This window comes from Fretibacterium sp., from assembly GCF_057312375.1.
This window is the reverse complement of record NZ_DBHLDX010000017.1, coordinates 17,723-33,769: the sequence shown is the minus strand read 5'-3', so window position 1 is coordinate 33,769 and position 16,047 is coordinate 17,723. Positions and strand designations below refer to the sequence as shown.

At 64.1% G+C, this 16,047-nt stretch carries 15 protein-coding genes; all 15 read right to left on the bottom strand.

What is annotated here, in order from left to right; translation table 11 throughout:
* Window positions 1–64 precede the first annotated feature (64 nt).
* A complete protein-coding gene (locus ACO41U_RS04445; protein ID WP_485941913.1) occupies window positions 65–481 on the bottom strand; it encodes a PIN domain-containing protein in 417 nt (138 codons plus the stop codon).
* Window positions 478–693, bottom strand: a complete 216-nt coding sequence (locus ACO41U_RS04440; protein WP_298778057.1) for a type II toxin-antitoxin system prevent-host-death family antitoxin — start codon at window positions 691–693, stop codon at window positions 478–480. Before ACO41U_RS04440 ends, ACO41U_RS04445 begins: the two co-directional genes overlap by 4 nt.
* A gap of 171 nt (window positions 694–864) precedes the next feature.
* Window positions 865–1,794, bottom strand: coding sequence for a bifunctional enoyl-CoA hydratase/phosphate acetyltransferase (locus ACO41U_RS04435; protein ID WP_485941911.1), 930 nt, complete (start codon window positions 1,792–1,794; stop codon window positions 865–867).
* Between the two features lie 53 nt (window positions 1,795–1,847).
* On the bottom strand, window positions 1,848–2,669 hold the full coding sequence (locus ACO41U_RS04430) for an aminotransferase class IV (protein ID WP_485941909.1): 822 nt from the start codon (window positions 2,667–2,669) through the stop codon (window positions 1,848–1,850).
* Between the two features lie 77 nt (window positions 2,670–2,746).
* Window positions 2,747–4,462 carry a hypothetical protein gene (locus ACO41U_RS04425; protein WP_485941907.1) on the bottom strand — a complete coding sequence of 572 codons (1,716 nt, stop codon included), beginning with the start codon at window positions 4,460–4,462 and terminating at the stop codon, window positions 2,747–2,749.
* Window positions 4,441–4,992, bottom strand: a complete 552-nt coding sequence (locus tag ACO41U_RS04420) for a hypothetical protein (protein ID WP_298778048.1) — start codon at window positions 4,990–4,992, stop codon at window positions 4,441–4,443. The genes ACO41U_RS04425 and ACO41U_RS04420 overlap by 22 nt, the downstream gene beginning before the upstream one ends.
* A gap of 37 nt (window positions 4,993–5,029) precedes the next feature.
* Window positions 5,030–6,172 carry a hypothetical protein gene (locus tag ACO41U_RS04415; protein ID WP_298778046.1) on the bottom strand — a complete coding sequence of 381 codons (1,143 nt, stop codon included), beginning with the start codon at window positions 6,170–6,172 and terminating at the stop codon, window positions 5,030–5,032.
* Window positions 6,173–6,245: 73 nt separating this feature from the next.
* Window positions 6,246–7,439, bottom strand: a complete 1,194-nt coding sequence (locus ACO41U_RS04410; protein WP_298778043.1) for a hypothetical protein — start codon at window positions 7,437–7,439, stop codon at window positions 6,246–6,248.
* Window positions 7,440–7,476: 37 nt separating this feature from the next.
* Window positions 7,477–9,087 (bottom strand): CTP synthase, encoded by a 1,611-nt coding sequence (gene pyrG / locus ACO41U_RS04405; RefSeq protein WP_298778040.1) that lies wholly within the window; start codon window positions 9,085–9,087, stop codon window positions 7,477–7,479.
* A gap of 109 nt (window positions 9,088–9,196) precedes the next feature.
* Entirely contained in the window at window positions 9,197–10,795 is a 1,599-nt protein-coding gene (locus ACO41U_RS04400; protein WP_485941903.1) for a peptidoglycan DD-metalloendopeptidase family protein, read from the bottom strand.
* Between the two features lie 150 nt (window positions 10,796–10,945).
* Window positions 10,946–12,679, bottom strand: a complete 1,734-nt coding sequence (gene rho / locus ACO41U_RS04395; RefSeq protein WP_485941901.1) for a transcription termination factor Rho — start codon at window positions 12,677–12,679, stop codon at window positions 10,946–10,948.
* A gap of 155 nt (window positions 12,680–12,834) precedes the next feature.
* The gene (locus ACO41U_RS04390; RefSeq protein ID WP_485941899.1) at window positions 12,835–13,269 is read right to left on the bottom strand and encodes a hypothetical protein; all 435 of its coding nucleotides are present in this window, start codon (window positions 13,267–13,269) and stop codon (window positions 12,835–12,837) included.
* Between the two features lie 13 nt (window positions 13,270–13,282).
* Window positions 13,283–14,185: a glutamate cyclase domain-containing protein gene (locus ACO41U_RS04385; protein ID WP_485941897.1), complete on the bottom strand. Its 903-nt coding sequence runs from the start codon at window positions 14,183–14,185 to the stop codon at window positions 13,283–13,285.
* Window position 14,186: 1 nt separating this feature from the next.
* Window positions 14,187–15,143: a 6-phosphofructokinase gene (pfkA, locus tag ACO41U_RS04380; RefSeq protein WP_485941895.1), complete on the bottom strand. Its 957-nt coding sequence runs from the start codon at window positions 15,141–15,143 to the stop codon at window positions 14,187–14,189.
* A gap of 24 nt (window positions 15,144–15,167) precedes the next feature.
* Entirely contained in the window at window positions 15,168–15,917 is a 750-nt protein-coding gene (locus ACO41U_RS04375) for a hypothetical protein (RefSeq protein WP_298778115.1), read from the bottom strand.
* Between the last annotated feature and the right edge of the window lie 130 nt (window positions 15,918–16,047).

Sequence of the window (16,047 nt, the reverse complement as noted above, 5' to 3'; positions counted from 1 at the left end):
AAACGGCGGGGGCTGTGTCAGCCCCCGCCGTTTCGCTCTCCCTAAAGGGATTTGCCGCACATTTTCACACCGAAACCTGTCGTAAGAACTCCGCAGGACGGCAGATAGGAACCGGGGATTTTGCATAGTCCTTTGTATCTCTGGTCACGATGCAGTCCATCCCTGCTCTCAAAGCACTCTCCACCATAACGGCATCCTCGTAATCTGCCATAGCTGAAACGAGAGCTCTCCGGCAATCCATTCCTGCAGTGTCCATCAGCTCAAAGAGGATAAATATCCGCCTTAACACCTCGCGGCTGTCCGAATCGCTGTGTGTACACCTGTGCGTGAGATAGTAGATGTCCGTCGATGACTTGGCGGTGATAAAGCCGTCGAATTGTCCATTGGCTGCACAAAGAAACAACGCCTGAGCTTCTTTACAGAAGGGCTCTCGCGACTGCAGGGCGTCGATGACAACGCAGGTGTCGATCAAAGCCCTCATATGCGGTTCCGCCTCTCCTCCAGGGCCTCTTCCAGGGTGACGTCCGCAGCGAGGACCCCGAAGAGGGACTTTGCGACGTCCACCCGATCCTGATAAGGGTTTGAGGGCTTCGCCACGCTCCTGCCGCCCATCGCAGCTTCAATTCCTTCCGCCTCCACAGGCGCGAAAGGCTTCTTCAGGTTGGCTTTTAGTTTGGATACGGTGATGGACATAGAGCACACCTCCTGGTCCTCATTATACACGCACCGCAGGGAACGGGACGCGGCATGACCCATGATCCCAAACCGCGCTTAATAACGCGGCTCGCCTCCCCTTCAGGGGGCAGAGAGCACAAAAACGGCGGGGGCTGTGTCAGCCCCCGCCGTCGTCATTGCTGAATCGCGCTACCCCTTGTGGTGCGCCATCATCACTGCCCCGGCGATGGAGAGCAGCTTGGCGCGCATCGGGTCCGCGCGGCTCGTGAGGATCACGGGCGCCGCAGCGCCGATGATGAGTCCCGCTGTTTCGCTGTCCTTGGCAAAGTAGGTGATGGACTTCGCCAAGACGTTCCCCACCTCGATCTGGGGCACGAACAGGACGTCCGCGTGGCCGGCCACCGGCGAGTTGATCTTCTTGATCTTCGCGGCCTCCTCGTTGATGGCGTTGTCCAGGGCCAGAGGGCCGTCCACGATGCAGTTCCGTATCTGGCCGCGCTGGTTCATCTGGACCAGAGCACAGGCGTCCAGCGTGCAGGGCATGTCCGGGTTCACCACCTCAACGGCCGCGAGGCAGGCCACCTTCGGGCACTCCACGCCCAACGCCCGCGCGAAGTTCACCGTGTTCTGAAGGATGTCGGCCTTCTGCTTCACGTCGGGGTACATGTTGAACGCGGCGTCGGCGATGAAGATGACGCGGTCGTAGCCGGGGATGTGGTGGAAATAGCAGTGGGAGATGGTCTTGCCGCTGCGGAGGCCAACCTCCTTGTTCAACATTCCCCGCAGGAAATGGTCCGTGTGGAGCTGGCCCTTCATGTAAATGTCGGCGCGCTTTGCGGAAACCTCCGTCACGGCCACGATGCCGCACTTCGCCTCACTGCGCTCCTCGATGATGTCGTAGTCCTTCTCGGAGGCACCCGCCTCCTGGATGCAGGCCCTGACCTTGTCGGGGTTGCCCACCAGCGTCGCCTCCACCATCCCCGCCTTACGGGCCTCCTCAATGGCGGCGATCAGCCCCGCATCCTCCGCCATGGCCACGGAGAGGCGCTTCTTCCCCTTCTCGGCGCAGAGCTTTTTTGCTCCCTCGATCAACTGCGACAGCGAACGAATCTGTTCCATAATGCAGCATCCTCCTTCAATGAGATTTTCGAATATGTCAAGGGGCCGCCCCCTCACTCCAGCCACTTCTGAATACGGTCCAGGTAGAGCTCCAAAAGCCGCGTAGCCACCGGCCCGGGCCGACCGGTCCCAATCCGCTGATCCCCGATCTGGACCACGGGCACCACTTTCTTCACGCTCCCCGTGATGAAGGCCTCGCTGGCGCGCGGCAGCTCGTCAACGCGAGGGCAGCGCTCCTGCGTTTCGATCCCCTCGGCGCGGGCCAGCTCCAGTATGACGCTCCTCGTCGTCCCCTTCAGCACGCGGGAGAGGGGGGCCGTCACGAGGCGCCCCTCCAGGACGAGGAAAAAGGTGCTGTGCCCCGCCTCCGTAATCTCTCCATCGGGGCAGTAGAGCACCTCAAAGGCGCCGGACTGCGACAGGGCGTAGGTCGTGCGGTAATCCACGCCCTTCACGGAGGGGTCCTTCCGCCCGAAGGGCAGGGGCTCCAGGGCGACGCCTTCTTCATAGGCCTCACGGGGAGGCAGGGAGAGCTCCTCGAAGATCATGAAGAAGCGGGGGGCCGTAAAGCCCCGCACGCCGTCAAAGACGTCGCCTCCCGACAGGTATACCTTGATCTGAACGTCGCTTCCGGCCTTGGCTAACCCCTCACGCACCAGGCGCTTCATGTCCTCCATGGAGAGCGTCGGACGGATGCGCTCGCGCTCCGCTCCACTCAGAAGGCGCTCCAGGTGGGGCGTCAACAGAAGCGGGCGCCCTCCGTAGGTCCCGATCACCTCAAAGACGCCAACGCCTCGCTGGATGAGGAGGTCGCTCAGCGGGAGCGCCGCCTCCTCCGGCGGGGTGAAGCGTCCGTTTACGTAACACAGTTTCATGAGAAGCGTCCCTCACTTCATTATAAACCCAGGCGGACGAACCCGGCGACTGCTTCGCCCGGCCTTCTGTCCGCGCTTCACCTTTTGCCTTCCTTTGGGATATCCCTCGGGCGGAGGAAGGGGTCCTGGGTGAGGCTCTGGCCCAGCGAGGCGTCCCTGTCAGGGAAGGCCAGGATGGAGAGCGACAACCCCACCTTGTCGTCGTTCCCCGACGTCCGGTCGTCCATGAAGTGCAGGTCCCACAACATGCAGTCGGTGGACCATTGAAGGCTGTAGATCGCCTCGTCCATCATGGCCTCCTCCAGGTCGTAGCTCCCGCGGAACGCCGCATAGACCTCGCGCCCCAGCGGGAAGCGCACCTTCTGGTGAACTCTCTCCGCACCCCGGTACTGGTCCCAGAGCATGGCGCTCTTCCCCCACGTATATCGGCGCTCGTAGGCGGAGCCCATCTCAAAGACCCCCAGGCGATAGCGCAGTCCCAGGAAGCCGCAGAACATCTGCTGGTCTGCGTCGTCCCGATCGTAGAACCAGGCGGCGCCCTTCAGGTCCGCGAAGAGCTCCACCTGCGGACTGAGGGGCCTCTCGAAATAGCTGTGGGCCTCAAGTCCCCACCGGGACGTGAAATCCCCTTCCTGAGTCAGTATCTTCTCCCGATAGCTGCCGAAGGAAGCGGACAGGGTGAGCCAGGCCCAGGGAGAGGTCCGGAACCACGGGGTCTGGACGACCAGCTCCGGCTCGCGGTCCAGGCGTCCCTTATACTCGTGGAGGGAGTCCTTCTGGTCCTCGACGTACTCGTCCCGACGCCAGTTCAGCCGCGCGCGCCAGCCATCGCGCTCGTAGATCAGGGCAGCGGAGGGGCGCCAAATCGCCTCCGACCAGACGTCGTCCCACGAGTACTCCATTTGAGCCAGGAAGCTGAAGTCATGGCCCAGGTCCTGCTCCACCGAGAAGCGCCACTCGGCACCGCTCCTGCCGGCCCAGGCGAAGCCCAGCGAGAAGGACCCCGTTTCCCACGCCAGGGTTCCCGTCAGGCCGCCTCCGGTGCCGCGTGAGTCGCTGTGCTGAACGTAGGGGAGCACAGAGTAGCGCACCGCCCGTCGTTTGAGCTGCACCACGTAGTCCAGCGGGGAAGTCATGATGTAGGTCTTGCCCAGGTAGATTCGAGGCTTCTTCGCCACGATGCTCTTGCCGGGGATGAAGGAGATGCTCTTCGACTCCAGGTGGTAGTGGGGATGGTCCAGCGCGCAGGTCGTCAGGGAAACCTGCCGCCACTGAGCGACGTAGTCCTCGGAGCCACCGACACGCCCCTTCACGACTCCGCGCTCCACGGCCATGTCCCACGGCATGACGTTGATCTCCCCGCCGTAGACGTAGAGCGTTCCGTCCTGGAGAGGCATCTTCGTGGCGGCGCCGGTCATCACCCCCTCCTGATTCACCAGGTCGTAGTCCAGGTGGTCCCCCAGCAGCGACCTGCCCTCTCGGCTCATGACCACTTGCTCCCCCGGCAGCGGCATGGCCTGCACCTTCTGGGTTTCGGCGTCGTAGTCGATGCGCTCCGCCTGGATCGTCGTCCCCTGATAGCTCAGGCTCGCCTTCCCCTCCGCCCTGGCCTGCCCCGTCGCGTCGTTGAAGGAAACGCGGTCCGCGTTCAGGACCACCTTCTCGTCCGCCCCCTGAGCGGGAAGGGACGCTGAAGCCATCAAGAGAAGCGCAAGCGCCAAAGTCCGCGCCGCGGCCGCAAGGCCTCGGACGAAGACGCCCTTTGTCCCCATCATCCCAGGGGTTTCGTCCATTGGAGCTGACCTCCTTTTTCAAATAGGATCACTCCCGTCCGGTCCATGCTGGCCTCCGGAGCCGACAGGAGAAATTCGTTGTCGTAGAGCGTCAGCCCGCTAGGGAAGACGAAGTCGCCGCTGGCCTCCGACCAGAGCACCCGGGGGCTCTCCAGGTTCCAGATTCGAGCGGGCGCCTCGAGCGTCCCCAGGAGGCCGTTGACGCAGGCCGTCCTCTCGTCGTTGGAGTAGACGCCCTCCGCGCCGAAGAGATACCACTCCCCGCCCTCCTTGAGTTGCCGGCGGACGTCCACCGACCGGACGGCAACGAGCTCGCCCCGGCGCTCCAGGTAGGGAACGCGGACGCGCCAGACGTCGCCCGACACCTCGCGAGCCAGCTGCATGTTCTCCATGACGAGGCCCGGCATGTTCATCAGCCCCTCCCGCAGAAGGTCCACGTCGAGCTGCATGTCCCGCATCGCGTAGCGCACGAGCGCCACGATGGCGACGACGAGGACGCCCATGCCGATCTTCACCCGGCTGACCTTCATGGCCGCCTCCTCTCCCGCAAGACGCCTGACCCCGGCCTCACCAGACGACCTTCCACGCCATCCCCTCGCGCACGATGCCCAGGGTGCGCGTCACCAAGGAGCGGAACATCAGGACCCTCCGGTCGGTGATCACCTTGGCCCGCTCCTCGCCGATCCACTCTATGCGATACTCCTCCTTCAGGCCGGCGCGAAACTCCGCGGCCCGCGCCACCTCCTTCGCGAAGTTCTCGCGGGAGATGACCCGGCGGGAGGCGTCCGAGAGCATGTCGTACATCTCCCCGGCGCGATTGGCGGCCCACAGGCTCAGAAACTGCCGCAGCACCTGCTCGCGGCTCACGTAGGAGTTCTCCGCGTTCAGTTGCCTGGGCGTTCCTCCCCCGCTTCGGACCGGAGAGGGGGCATCCCCGGAGGCCGCACCCCGCTCCCGAACGGACCTCACGAAGTCCTCCATGCCGCGCGAGTCCTCGGAGAGCAGCGGGGGGATGGGACGCGGGGCAACGGGCGGCGAGGGGGGAAGGGGCTCCTTCGGCTTGATGACCTTCGGCTCCCCGGATGACTCCGGCCTGGGCGTCACCTTGCGGACGGACTTCTTCTCTCTGGGAGGGAGGTCCACGACCACGACCTCCGGGGCCGCGGGCGACTCCAGGGCTTCAGGCCGGCCAACCTCCAGGGGGCTGAAGGCGAAGACGCGCTCCGCTCCCCCTCCGATCCCCCGGATCGCCAGGGCGAGGTCGTCGTCTGCCTGTTTGGGGAAGAACACGAGCCCCTGCACGACGCCAGCCGCGGGCGCGTCCAGGGCGGAGTCGTAGCGGACGGGGCGAAGGCGCTCGCCCGACGAGGTCAGGAGCGCCACGTTGTCCGGCACCGGCGTCAAGCTCACGGGGGCTGCCCCGAAGGAGTAGACGCTCACCAGAAAGGCCTCAGAGCTGTCCAGGCGAAGGTCCGCGACAAAGGCGCTCCGATAGGCTTCTTTTTGAGCCTCCGACATGCCGCGGCGGGCCGCCTCGGCCTCCACCCAGGGCTCAATCAACGCCTCCGGGTAGTGGAGCACCCAAACGTAGCAGTCCTGCCCCCAGTGCGCCGCCGTACTCCGCTCCAGGATGCGAAACGCCTCGTCGGGGGCCTCCTGGGCGCCCGCCTGGCGGGAACCCGTCAGAGAGAGGGCAAGAAACGTCGCCAAGGCAAGGAGGCACGCCCTCCATCGCCCCCTTTGCAGCGGGGAGGTTGCAGCGGACACCCACCGAATCAAGGCGTCAGCGCACCTTCTGCTCCGGCGGCAGCTCAAAGTCGCCCGGCGCTCCGCCGTCCTCCGTCGTCTGAGTCGGGGCGGTTCGAGGGGTCCTTACCGGGTTCAGTATCTTGTCGCTCTTGATGATGGTGTCGCGGTCCGGGTCGTAGGAAGAAGTCTGCTGTTGGTCCGACGGACGCGGCGTGTCAGTCCCCTGGACGCTCTGCTGAATGGTGGACTGCGGGTCCACGCGCAGGCTGTCGGGGATGGGGTAGGCGTAGACCTCCACGTCGCCCGAAGTCTGCACGAAGGTGATGGAGCCCTCCGGGATCCGGATGGAGTTGCCCCGGATAAAGAGGCCGCCGATCAGCCCAACGGGACCCAACAGCGCAGCACCGGCGATGCTGGCCGCCCCCGCCCCGACGATGGCGCCCTCGCCGCGGTCCCCCGCCTTGCGGGCCTCGTCAATGGCCTTCTTCGCTGCGTCCCCGACGGCCACCGGGGGGCGCTGGGGACCCAGGGGTTTCAGCCCGTTGAACGTCAGGCGCACCTCGCCCGGGACGCCGAACGCGCGAGGCTTCACCACCTCACGGACCTCCGTCAGAACCAGGGAACCGGCGGGGGCCACAAGGCACTGGTCCACGACCAGGTCGTTCGTCAGCTCAATGCGAACCTGGTCCCCCGCCTTGTTCCTGGCCGGACTCAGTTCGTCCATAAAGCGCAGCTTCAGCGGCACGTTTCCCGGAAGGGTGACCGCGCGGAAGGTGACGGGGTCCGTCACCAGCGTGGACAGGAGGTGTTCCACCCGCATTGCGATGGGTTTGCCGTGCTGGACCTCCCCGTCCAGGTCCGCCTCCAGCGTTTCAAGGCGGCCGACGGCCGGGCGGGAGTCGTATATCTTCTTGTTGACGATCCACTCCGCGACCCCAAGCTTGAAGATCATCGAGGGCTGGTCCTCCGTGCCGACCTCCAGGAAGTTCAGAATCGCCGAATGGCGCTCGGCGATGGTGCCCGGAAGGCTGCGGCCGAACAGCGCCTCCTCCACGGAGGAGAGCCGCTCGGTGAGCCCTCCCTTGGCGGTGTCGCCGTACACGATCGTTTCAATGTGCTCCATCATCTGTGCCGAGGAGCTCTTGTTCTCGTCCTTCGCCCCCGCTCCGCAGGGGACGGCCAGGGAGAGGAGCAACGTGGCCGCCAGCAGCAAAAACGTTCTTTTCAAGGTCAATACCTCCCTCATTGTCACTTGCGCCAAGGGACTAACCACGGTCCGCGCGCTGGCGCTCCAGGGCCATGCCCACAAAGCCGGCGAAGAGCGGATGAGGCCGCACCGGCCTGGACTTCAGCTCTCCGTGGAACTGCCCCCCCACGAACCAGGGATGCCCCGGCAGCTCCACCAGCTCCACCAGGTCCTGCTCCGGGCAGAGTCCGGCCACCTTCAGGCCCGCCCCCTCCAGGCGCTCGCGATAGGCGTTGTTGAACTCGTAGCGGTGGCGATGGCGCTCCGAGATGTGAAGCGTCCCGTAGGCGCGGGCGGCCAGCGTCCCCTCCCTCAGGTCGCAGGGATAGGCACCCAGCCGCATCGTTCCGCCCAGTCTATCAATGTTCTGCTGTTCTTCCATCAGGTGGATGACGGGGTGCAGGGTGGAGGGGTCCATCTCCTTGCTGTGGGCGCCGTGCAGGTGGCAGACGTTGCGGGCGTACTCCACCACCATCATCTGCATCCCAAGGCATATTCCAAGGAGGGGGACCCGGTTCTCCCGCGCGTACTGAATGGCGCGGATCATCCCCTCCACGCCCCTCGCGCCGAACCCGCCGGGGATCAGGATGCCGTCCATGGAGCCCAGAACGCCCGCGAGGTCGCCGGAGTCCAGGTCCTCCGCCTCGACCGAATGGACCTTGACGCGCACGTTGTGGTGGATGCCAGCGTGGTGGAGGGCCTCCACCACGCTGAGGTAGGCGTCCTTGTGCTGGACGTACTTGCCCACCAGCGCGATGTCCACGGACTCGGGCGGGTTCATGAAGCGATCCACGACGCGGCGCCAGTCCGAGAGGTCGGGCTCCGCGTCGCAGGGAAGCTCCAGGTAGCGGAGGATCAGGTCGTCCAGCCTCTGTCGGTGCAGCGCCATGGGCACGTTGTAGATCGTCGGCTCGTCCATGACCTCGATGACCGCCTCGGAAGGGACCGTACAGAAGAGCGCGATCTTGTTCTTCATGCCCTGGTCCATGGGGTGACTGGTGCGGCACACGAGGAGGTTGGGCAGGATGCCGATGCGCCGCAGCTCCTGGACGCTGTGCTGGGTGGGCTTCGTCTTGAGCTCCTGCGCCGCCTCGAGCCATGGGATCAGCGTGACGTGGCAGTAGACGACGTTCTCCCGCCCGACGCGGTTCGCCATCTGGCGTATCGCCTCCAGGAAGGGCTGGCTCTCGATGTCGCCCACGGTGCCGCCGATCTCTACGATCAGGACGTCAAGCCCCTCCCCGGCGCGCACGAGGCGCTCCTGAATGTCGTTCGTGATGTGGGGGATCACCTGCACCGTCCCCCCCAGGTAGTCCCCCCGGCGTTCCCTCGCGATGACGCTCGAGTAGATTTTCCCCGTCGTGATCGTGTTCTGCTCGCTGAGCGTTTCGTCGATAAAGCGCTCGTAGTGCCCCAGGTCGAGGTCCGTTTCCGCGCCGTCGTCCGTCACGAACACCTCGCCGTGCTGAAAGGGGTTCATCGTACCGGCGTCCACGTTCAAATAAGGGTCCACCTTGAGGATGGAAACCTTCAGCCCTCGCTTCTTCAGCAGGGTGCCCACGGAACCGGCCGTGATCCCCTTCCCCAGCGAGGAAACCACGCCGCCAGTGATAAAGACGTACTTCACCATTCCTCGATGCCCCCTTGGACTTCAGTGCCCCGCCGACTGGCCGGGGCGGCCTCAAAATAAAAAATGGGGCCAGAAAAGCTTCTGACCCCCGGCTTCTTTACGTGCGGAATCACTTCAGATATTTCAGAGGGTTGACCGGGCTGTTCCCGTTGCGAACCTCAAAGTGGAGATGCGGCCCCGTTGAGCGTCCCGTCGTTCCAACCCTTGCGATGTTCTCTCCCTGTTTCACCGCCGCCCCCTGCTTCAGCAGGAGGGTGCTGCAGTGCGCGTAGAGCGTGGACTGCCCGCCCGCGTGCTCGATGACCGCCACCTTGCCGTAGCCGCCCATCCAGCCCGCATAGGCCACTCGACCGTCTCGAGCGCAGCGGATCACCGCGCCGCGGCTGGCCTTGATGTCGATTCCCGTGTGGAAGTCCTGACGGCGCGTGATGGGGTGTCGCCTCCAGCCGAAGGGGCTGTTGATCCGCCCCATGATCGGCCATCGGTAGGAGCGGGAGGCCTTCATCGCCACCGGTGCTTCCTTCTGCTTGCCGTTCTTCGCGACTTTGGGCACAGCGTTCTTGACGGCGGGGGCGGACTTCTCCGCCTTAAGGGGTTGCTCCTCGTGAGTGACGGCCAGGGCCTCCGGCCGTGCGCCGGGAAGGAATATCTCGTCCCCCGGCTTCAGGGCAACCACGTCAACGGTGTGGTTCACCTGGCGCAGTTTACCCAACTCGACCCCATAGCGCTTGCAGACGGCCTCGATCTTCTCCCCCTCGCGCAGGGTGTAGAAGATTCCCTCTTGGTTGGGGATGCGGAGGGTCTGCCCCGGGCGCAGGGTCGCCTTGAAGACGTTGCTGCCCACAAGGGTGTCCAGCTCTATGTTCTGGGAGTTCGAGATGGACCATAGACTGTCGCCCTGCGCCACCACGTAGGACGACACCTTCAGTGGCTCGACCTTCTCGCGCAGGGCCGCCACGCGGGCCTGCCGCGTGCGGACCTCCTCAAGGGTTTCCTCAATTTTATCCGCGTCTTTGGGGATCAGGAGAAGTTGATTTTCGGACAGCCGATTGGCGTCCTTAAGCCCGTTGGCCCTCAGGATGTCCTGAGCGGTGAGTCCACCGAAGGCCATAGCGATGTCCGAAAGCGTTTCGCCCGCCTTGACGACGTGCTCCTTCCAGTCGGCACCCACCTCAGCAAACTGGGGGTCAGGTTCCGGCGGGATTGCGTTGTCGGAAGTATCTTCCGCTAAACGGGTGCCATCGTCCTGAGCGCTCAGGACGATGCTCTCATAGTCCGACAGGTACTTCGGAAGGGGGCCGAAGTCCTCCTTCAGCGGGACCTCGCTGACCTCGGCACGGACCTCGGATTCCGCCGGTTCGGCGGGCAGAGAGGCCATCGGTCCCTCCGGATCGTCTTCCTGGGTCACCTCCAAGGGCGCTGCGGCCAGGAGATCGTCGCGCTGCATGTCGCTCACGTCGAACGCCAGAAAGCCCTCCTCCGCCACGACCCCTTCGTTTTCCTGATCCTCGACCCCGCCCCACGCCACGCCGGAAAAGCGTTCCCAGGCGGAGAACATCAAAAACGAAGCCAGACCAAAGCTGAAACAGACGACGACGCAAAAACCCCAGCAAAACTCCAGCGAGGCCTTTCTTTTTCTTTCTCTGCGTTTCTTGCCTTCAGCAGGAAAAACCTTTCGATCCGGCGTTCGATGATCGAATGTCCTCAAAGACAACTCCTCCCGACATGCCTTTGCCGCGCAGACGCAAGTGGGCGCGGCCCCAGCACAAAACTCGTCGTAAGACAAAGTACGATACGTGAATTATAGCACAATATACTGCGTAATCGCCCGATGCGCGAGAAAGTTCCGTCCTGCAACTCAGGCCAGCTTGATGGACATCAGGAACTCGTGGTTGTCCTTCGTCTGCTTGAGTTTGTCGAGGATGAGGTTCAGCGCCCCGGCCTCGTCCACCCCCACGATTCGCTTCCGCAGGACCCAGAGGCGGGCCAGCTCGTCCTCAGGGATCAGGAGCTCCTCCCTCCGCGTCCCGGATCGCGTGATGTCGATGGCGGGGAATATCCGCTGTTCCGCCAGCTTGCGCGACAGGTGCAGCTCCATGTTGCCCGTGCCCTTGAACTCCTCGTAGATGACGTCGTCCATGCGGCTGCCCGTATCCGTCAGGGCCGTCCCGATGATCGTCAGGCTCCCGCCCTCCTCGAAGTTTCGAGCGGCGCCGAAAAAGCGCTTCGGGAAGTAGAGCCCGGAGGGGTCCAGACCACCCGACAGGGTGCGGCCCGACGGTGGGACCGTCAGGTTCGAGGCGCGGGCCAGGCGCGTGATCGAGTCCAGGAGGATGACGACGTCGCGCTTCGCCTCCACCAGGCGCTTCGCCTTCTCAATGGCGAGGCTGGCCACCCGAATGTGCTCGTCCGCAGGGCGGTCGAACGTCGAGGCGATCACCTCTCCGTCGATGGAGCGGGAGATGTCCGTCACCTCCTCGGGGCGTTCGTCGATCAGGAGGGCCATCAGGATGATGTCCGGCGAGTTCGCGGAGATGGCCTTGGCGATGCGCTTCAAGAGCGTCGTTTTGCCCGCCTTGGGGGGCGAGACGATCAGCGCACGCTGCCCCAGACCGATGGGGGCGAACATGTCCACCAGGCGCGTCGCCCAGTCCCCAGGGCCGGAGTCCAGGTTGATTCGGACGTTGGGGAAGATGGGCGTCAGGTGGGCGAACATCGGACGCCGGCGGGAGGACTCGGGGTCCGAGAAGTTCACCGTCTCCACGCGCAGGAGCGCCTCGTAGTGCTCCTGGTCCCGCGGCGGGCGGATCAGACCCCAGATCACGTCCCCATTCCGAAGCCCGAAGCGTCGAATCTGGGACAGCGAGAGGTAGACGTCGTTGTCCGTCGGCAGCATCCCCTTGGGCCGAAGGAAGCCGAACCCCTCGGGCAGGATCTCGAGCGTCCCGCCGCCGAAGCGGTAGTTCATGCTCTCCGCCTGGGCCTTCAGGATAGAGATGATCAGGTCGTCCTTGTGCATCGTAGTGGGCCCCGCGACGTTGAACTCTCGTCCAATTTTCCGAAGGTCCGTGAGGGTCTGGGCCGCGAGGTAAGCGTAGGTGTGTTTGGGCTTCGGGTGGGGCGTCACCTCGTGAACCGACGCGCGGGCGTAGGGGGCCAAGGGCTCTTCCTGTTCGTCGGGGGCCGGCTCGGCAGGGACCGGCAATTCCGGGTCCTCGCCGGGCTGGACGCCCTGCATCTTAGGCACGGGGTCCTTCCCGTACGCCACTGTTTCCTCCGTGGGGTCCTCGGTCTCCGGCGCCTCCTTCGGTGCCTCGGACAGCTCCATTGCCTCCGTCCTCCGGACGTCCGGAAGGAGCAGGAGCTGTTGGGGGGCCTCCGCCTCCTCCACTTTTTTCGCCGCGTTCTTCGGCGGCCTGCCCCGCGGACGACGCACTTTCACCGCGGCGCTCTCCTCCGCAGGGGAGGGGCTTTCCGCCTCTACAGACTGCGTCACCTTCGCCTCTTCAAGGGCCTCTGCAGGCTCCTTCACGCGCGGCGGTCGCCCCCTCCTGCGAGGGGCCGCTGCCTTCTCGTCAACGACCTTCACCATAACCGTTCCATGTCCTGTTCGCTGTACTTCATCGTCTTTCACCTCAAACTTCATCTTCAATCGAGCATCTTAAAAAATAAAACTTCGGGGAACGCCCCTCCGAAAAAATGGCCGATTTTTCGTCGCGTCGATTCGCGCCGGCCCCAGGGGCAGCGTCAATAGATCTCAAAATGAAAGTTCGGCATGATTTCGGTCAAGCACTGGATCGTGACGGTGTACATCCCCCGCGGCAGCGGGGAGCCGTCCTCCTTCAGCAGGCAGTACATCCGAGTGCCCGACGGCGCGGAAAGTTCATAGGTTTCCGACTGCACCCGCTTCTGTCCCCAGTCCCAGGAAAGGTCCATCGAGCTGTTCGCCTCAAGACAGCTGTAATCGAAGCGCACGAACACCTGTCTTGCCCCATAGGGGAAGCGCGAGGCCGTCCCCGCCAGGAAGCGGCGATCGTCGAAATCGACGCTGACCGAAACGTTGGAGATCATAAAGCCCTGTCGCGGATTGAGGCTGTTCTTCCGAACCACCCAAAAGGACAGGATCGTAAGCGCCACCGCAAAGGATATCAAAAGCAGAGGAAAAAAGGATTTGTGCTTCACCGGGCATCACACTTCAGGCATGATTTTGTCTTTTTAAGAACGTCTTTTCCGCAGCGATACCATACCAATCTTTGAGCTGCACCGTCACCCGCTCCAGCCGCTCCAACGAAAACCCATCGACGGAGAGGGTGCGGCAGCCCGTCGTTCCGTCCACCGCTCCCGCGCCGACGGCAGCCCTCAGAGCCCGTTCCTCCTCGCCGGGGGAGAGCCCCACCCACCGGCCCGAGGCGGCGGACAGGAGGGCGGCCAGCGCGTACCCACCCCAGTTAGAAACGTCCACGGGGAGGCAGACGGTTGCGGGCACGCGGGACAGACAGCGCGCATACTCCGGGAGCAGCCGCTTCAGCGGCTCGTAAAGAGCGCCCATTCCGGCCTCGTTGCCCCCGTCGCCGATCCCGATGACGGGAAGTCCGTGTTCCAGAGCGCGGACGGCCAGGTCGTCCAGGGGCACGACGGAGGCCGAGATGTCATTCCCCCTCATGTTGTAATACCGTCCGTCACCGGCGCACCCCGGACGTTCCAGGAAGATCAGGAGGTCCGCTCCTTCCAGCGCGGCGGGGTGAGGGCCGTCCATCGCTGCGACGGGAGGACCGCCCAGCGCGGCGGAGCAGGCGGACAACACGAGGCTGCTGCAGGAGTCCGTCACCAGCCGCACCCTCCGGCCCAAAAGCTCCATGGCCCGCCCCAGGGCAACGCTCCCCGCGGGGCCGTCCGTTTCCGGAGCGCCGGCCGACGCGATAAAGAACCCCGTCACGATCGTCACACCCTCAGCCGCCAGGCAGAGGGCCAGGGCCTCCTCCCAACCGGAGGGATGGGAGAGGGCGGGAACCTTTCGCCCCCCCAGGTCCGAGGCGACGATCCGCAAGAGCGCAGCGACGTCAAGGCCTCTGCAGGCCGCCCCTTCCCCGGCGCACATGTCAGTTCATCTTGTGGACCAGGTTCAGCAGCTCCGGGCTCAGGCTCTTGTGCTCGGCCCAGGAGCGTTCCAGGTCGCTCAGGACCAGCTTGTGGTTCACGTTCCCCACCATAAAGCCGCTTTTTCCGATCAGCAGGTTATCCGTAGCAAAGGCCCCCATGCGGGTGGCGAGGACGACGTCAAAGGACGTGGGGCTTCCGCCCCGCTGGATGTACCCCAGCACCGTGACCCGGGCGTCGTACCCTCCCGTGTCCTGGAGCTTGTCCCGCATCTCCGTGGCGGACATGACCCCCTCCGCCAGGATGATGAGGGTGTGGCTCTTGTGCTCCGCGTGGGACTCCCGAAGCAGCTTGCAGAGGTTGCCGATGCTCAACGGGATCTCCGGGACGACGGCGTACTCCGCGCCGGAGGCCACCGCGGTTTCAAGCGCCAGAAAGCCTGCGTTGCGCCCCATAACCTCGACGATGAACAGGCGGTCGTGGCTGGAGGCCGTGTCCCTCAGGCGCATGATCGCCTCAAGGGCCGTGTTCACCGCCGTGTCGAAGCCGATGGTTTCGTCCGTTCCCGCCACGTCGTTGTCGATGGTGCCGGGAATGCCGATGACGGGCATCCCCATCTCGTGCAGCGCCTTCGCACCATGGAATGACCCGTCCCCGCCGATCACGATGAGGCCCTCGATCCCCGCCTCCTTCATCTTCAGGAGGGCCGCCTCACGCCCCTCCTGGGTCTTAAAGCGATCGCTGCGCGCGGTCTTGAGGATCGTGCCGCCCCGATGGATGATGCCCCCCACGGAGGCGCGGTCCAGAACCTTAAAGTCTCCTTCGATCAGCCCTTCATAGCCCCGCATGACGCCGATGCACTCCTTGTCGTTGTAATGACAGGTGCGGGCCACCGCACGGATAGCTGCGTTCATGCCGGGCGAATCCCCTCCGCTGGTCAATACGGCGATACGATCCATGGCGTTCTCCTTCCTTTCCTCGAACTACCTGCCCTGCAGCTCATCGATGCGGGAATTGACCTCGCTCAACTCCTGGTCGATGGAATCTACCTGCAGCTGAAGCGCGCCGCGCTCCTTATTCAGTTTCTCAAGGCGCTTGATCAGGCGATCCAGCTCAAGCCGGTCCATGGCCTTGCCGTCCCCCAGGGCCCCCTCCACGTCCTTTGTGATGTCCCAGACCCACATGGCGTCGCCGCGGGGGGAGATCGCCTGACTGATGGCGCCGTCCAGGACGAGGCGTATGTCCTTCGCCCCCTTGAGGAGCTCTGCGCCCGTCTTGGGGTCGTACCGCGGAAACCAGACCATCCCGTCCCGATCCCCCAGTATCTTGACGTTGAACCGCTTGTCGTAGTCCGTGGGGTCGTAGCGCTTGTTGCCGATCCACAGGCTGATGTGACGGTCGAAGGGCTGAGCGTACATGGGAAGGCCCTCCACGTAAAGGGTTAGCTGAAAGGCGATGGCGTCGTGGAAGTTCAGCGTCTTCAGGAGCGTGTACTTGTAGTTCTCCGTTTCGTCGCGGGTCCAGAGGTTCTTCTCCGCCTCGGCCTTCACAAGGGCCTCGACGTACTCGTTGGAGTAATAGACCACGCTCACCTTCACCCTCTGTGCCCCGTCACGAGCCGCAAAGTCGCTGGCGCGCGTCCACCTCGCGAGTTCCGGCGAGTCGGCCGCAAAGGCCGCCTGGGGAACGAAGCATATCGCAAGCGCCAACACAAGCCATGCTGTCTTTTTCATGTTTGAATGATTTCCCTTCACAAAAATAAAGAAGATAGAATTTCGAAAGATAAAGTTCAGAGCGGATAACGCTTCGAACGCAAACGCCAACAGGACTACGGCATGATTATACAACAGAAACGCGCGTTTC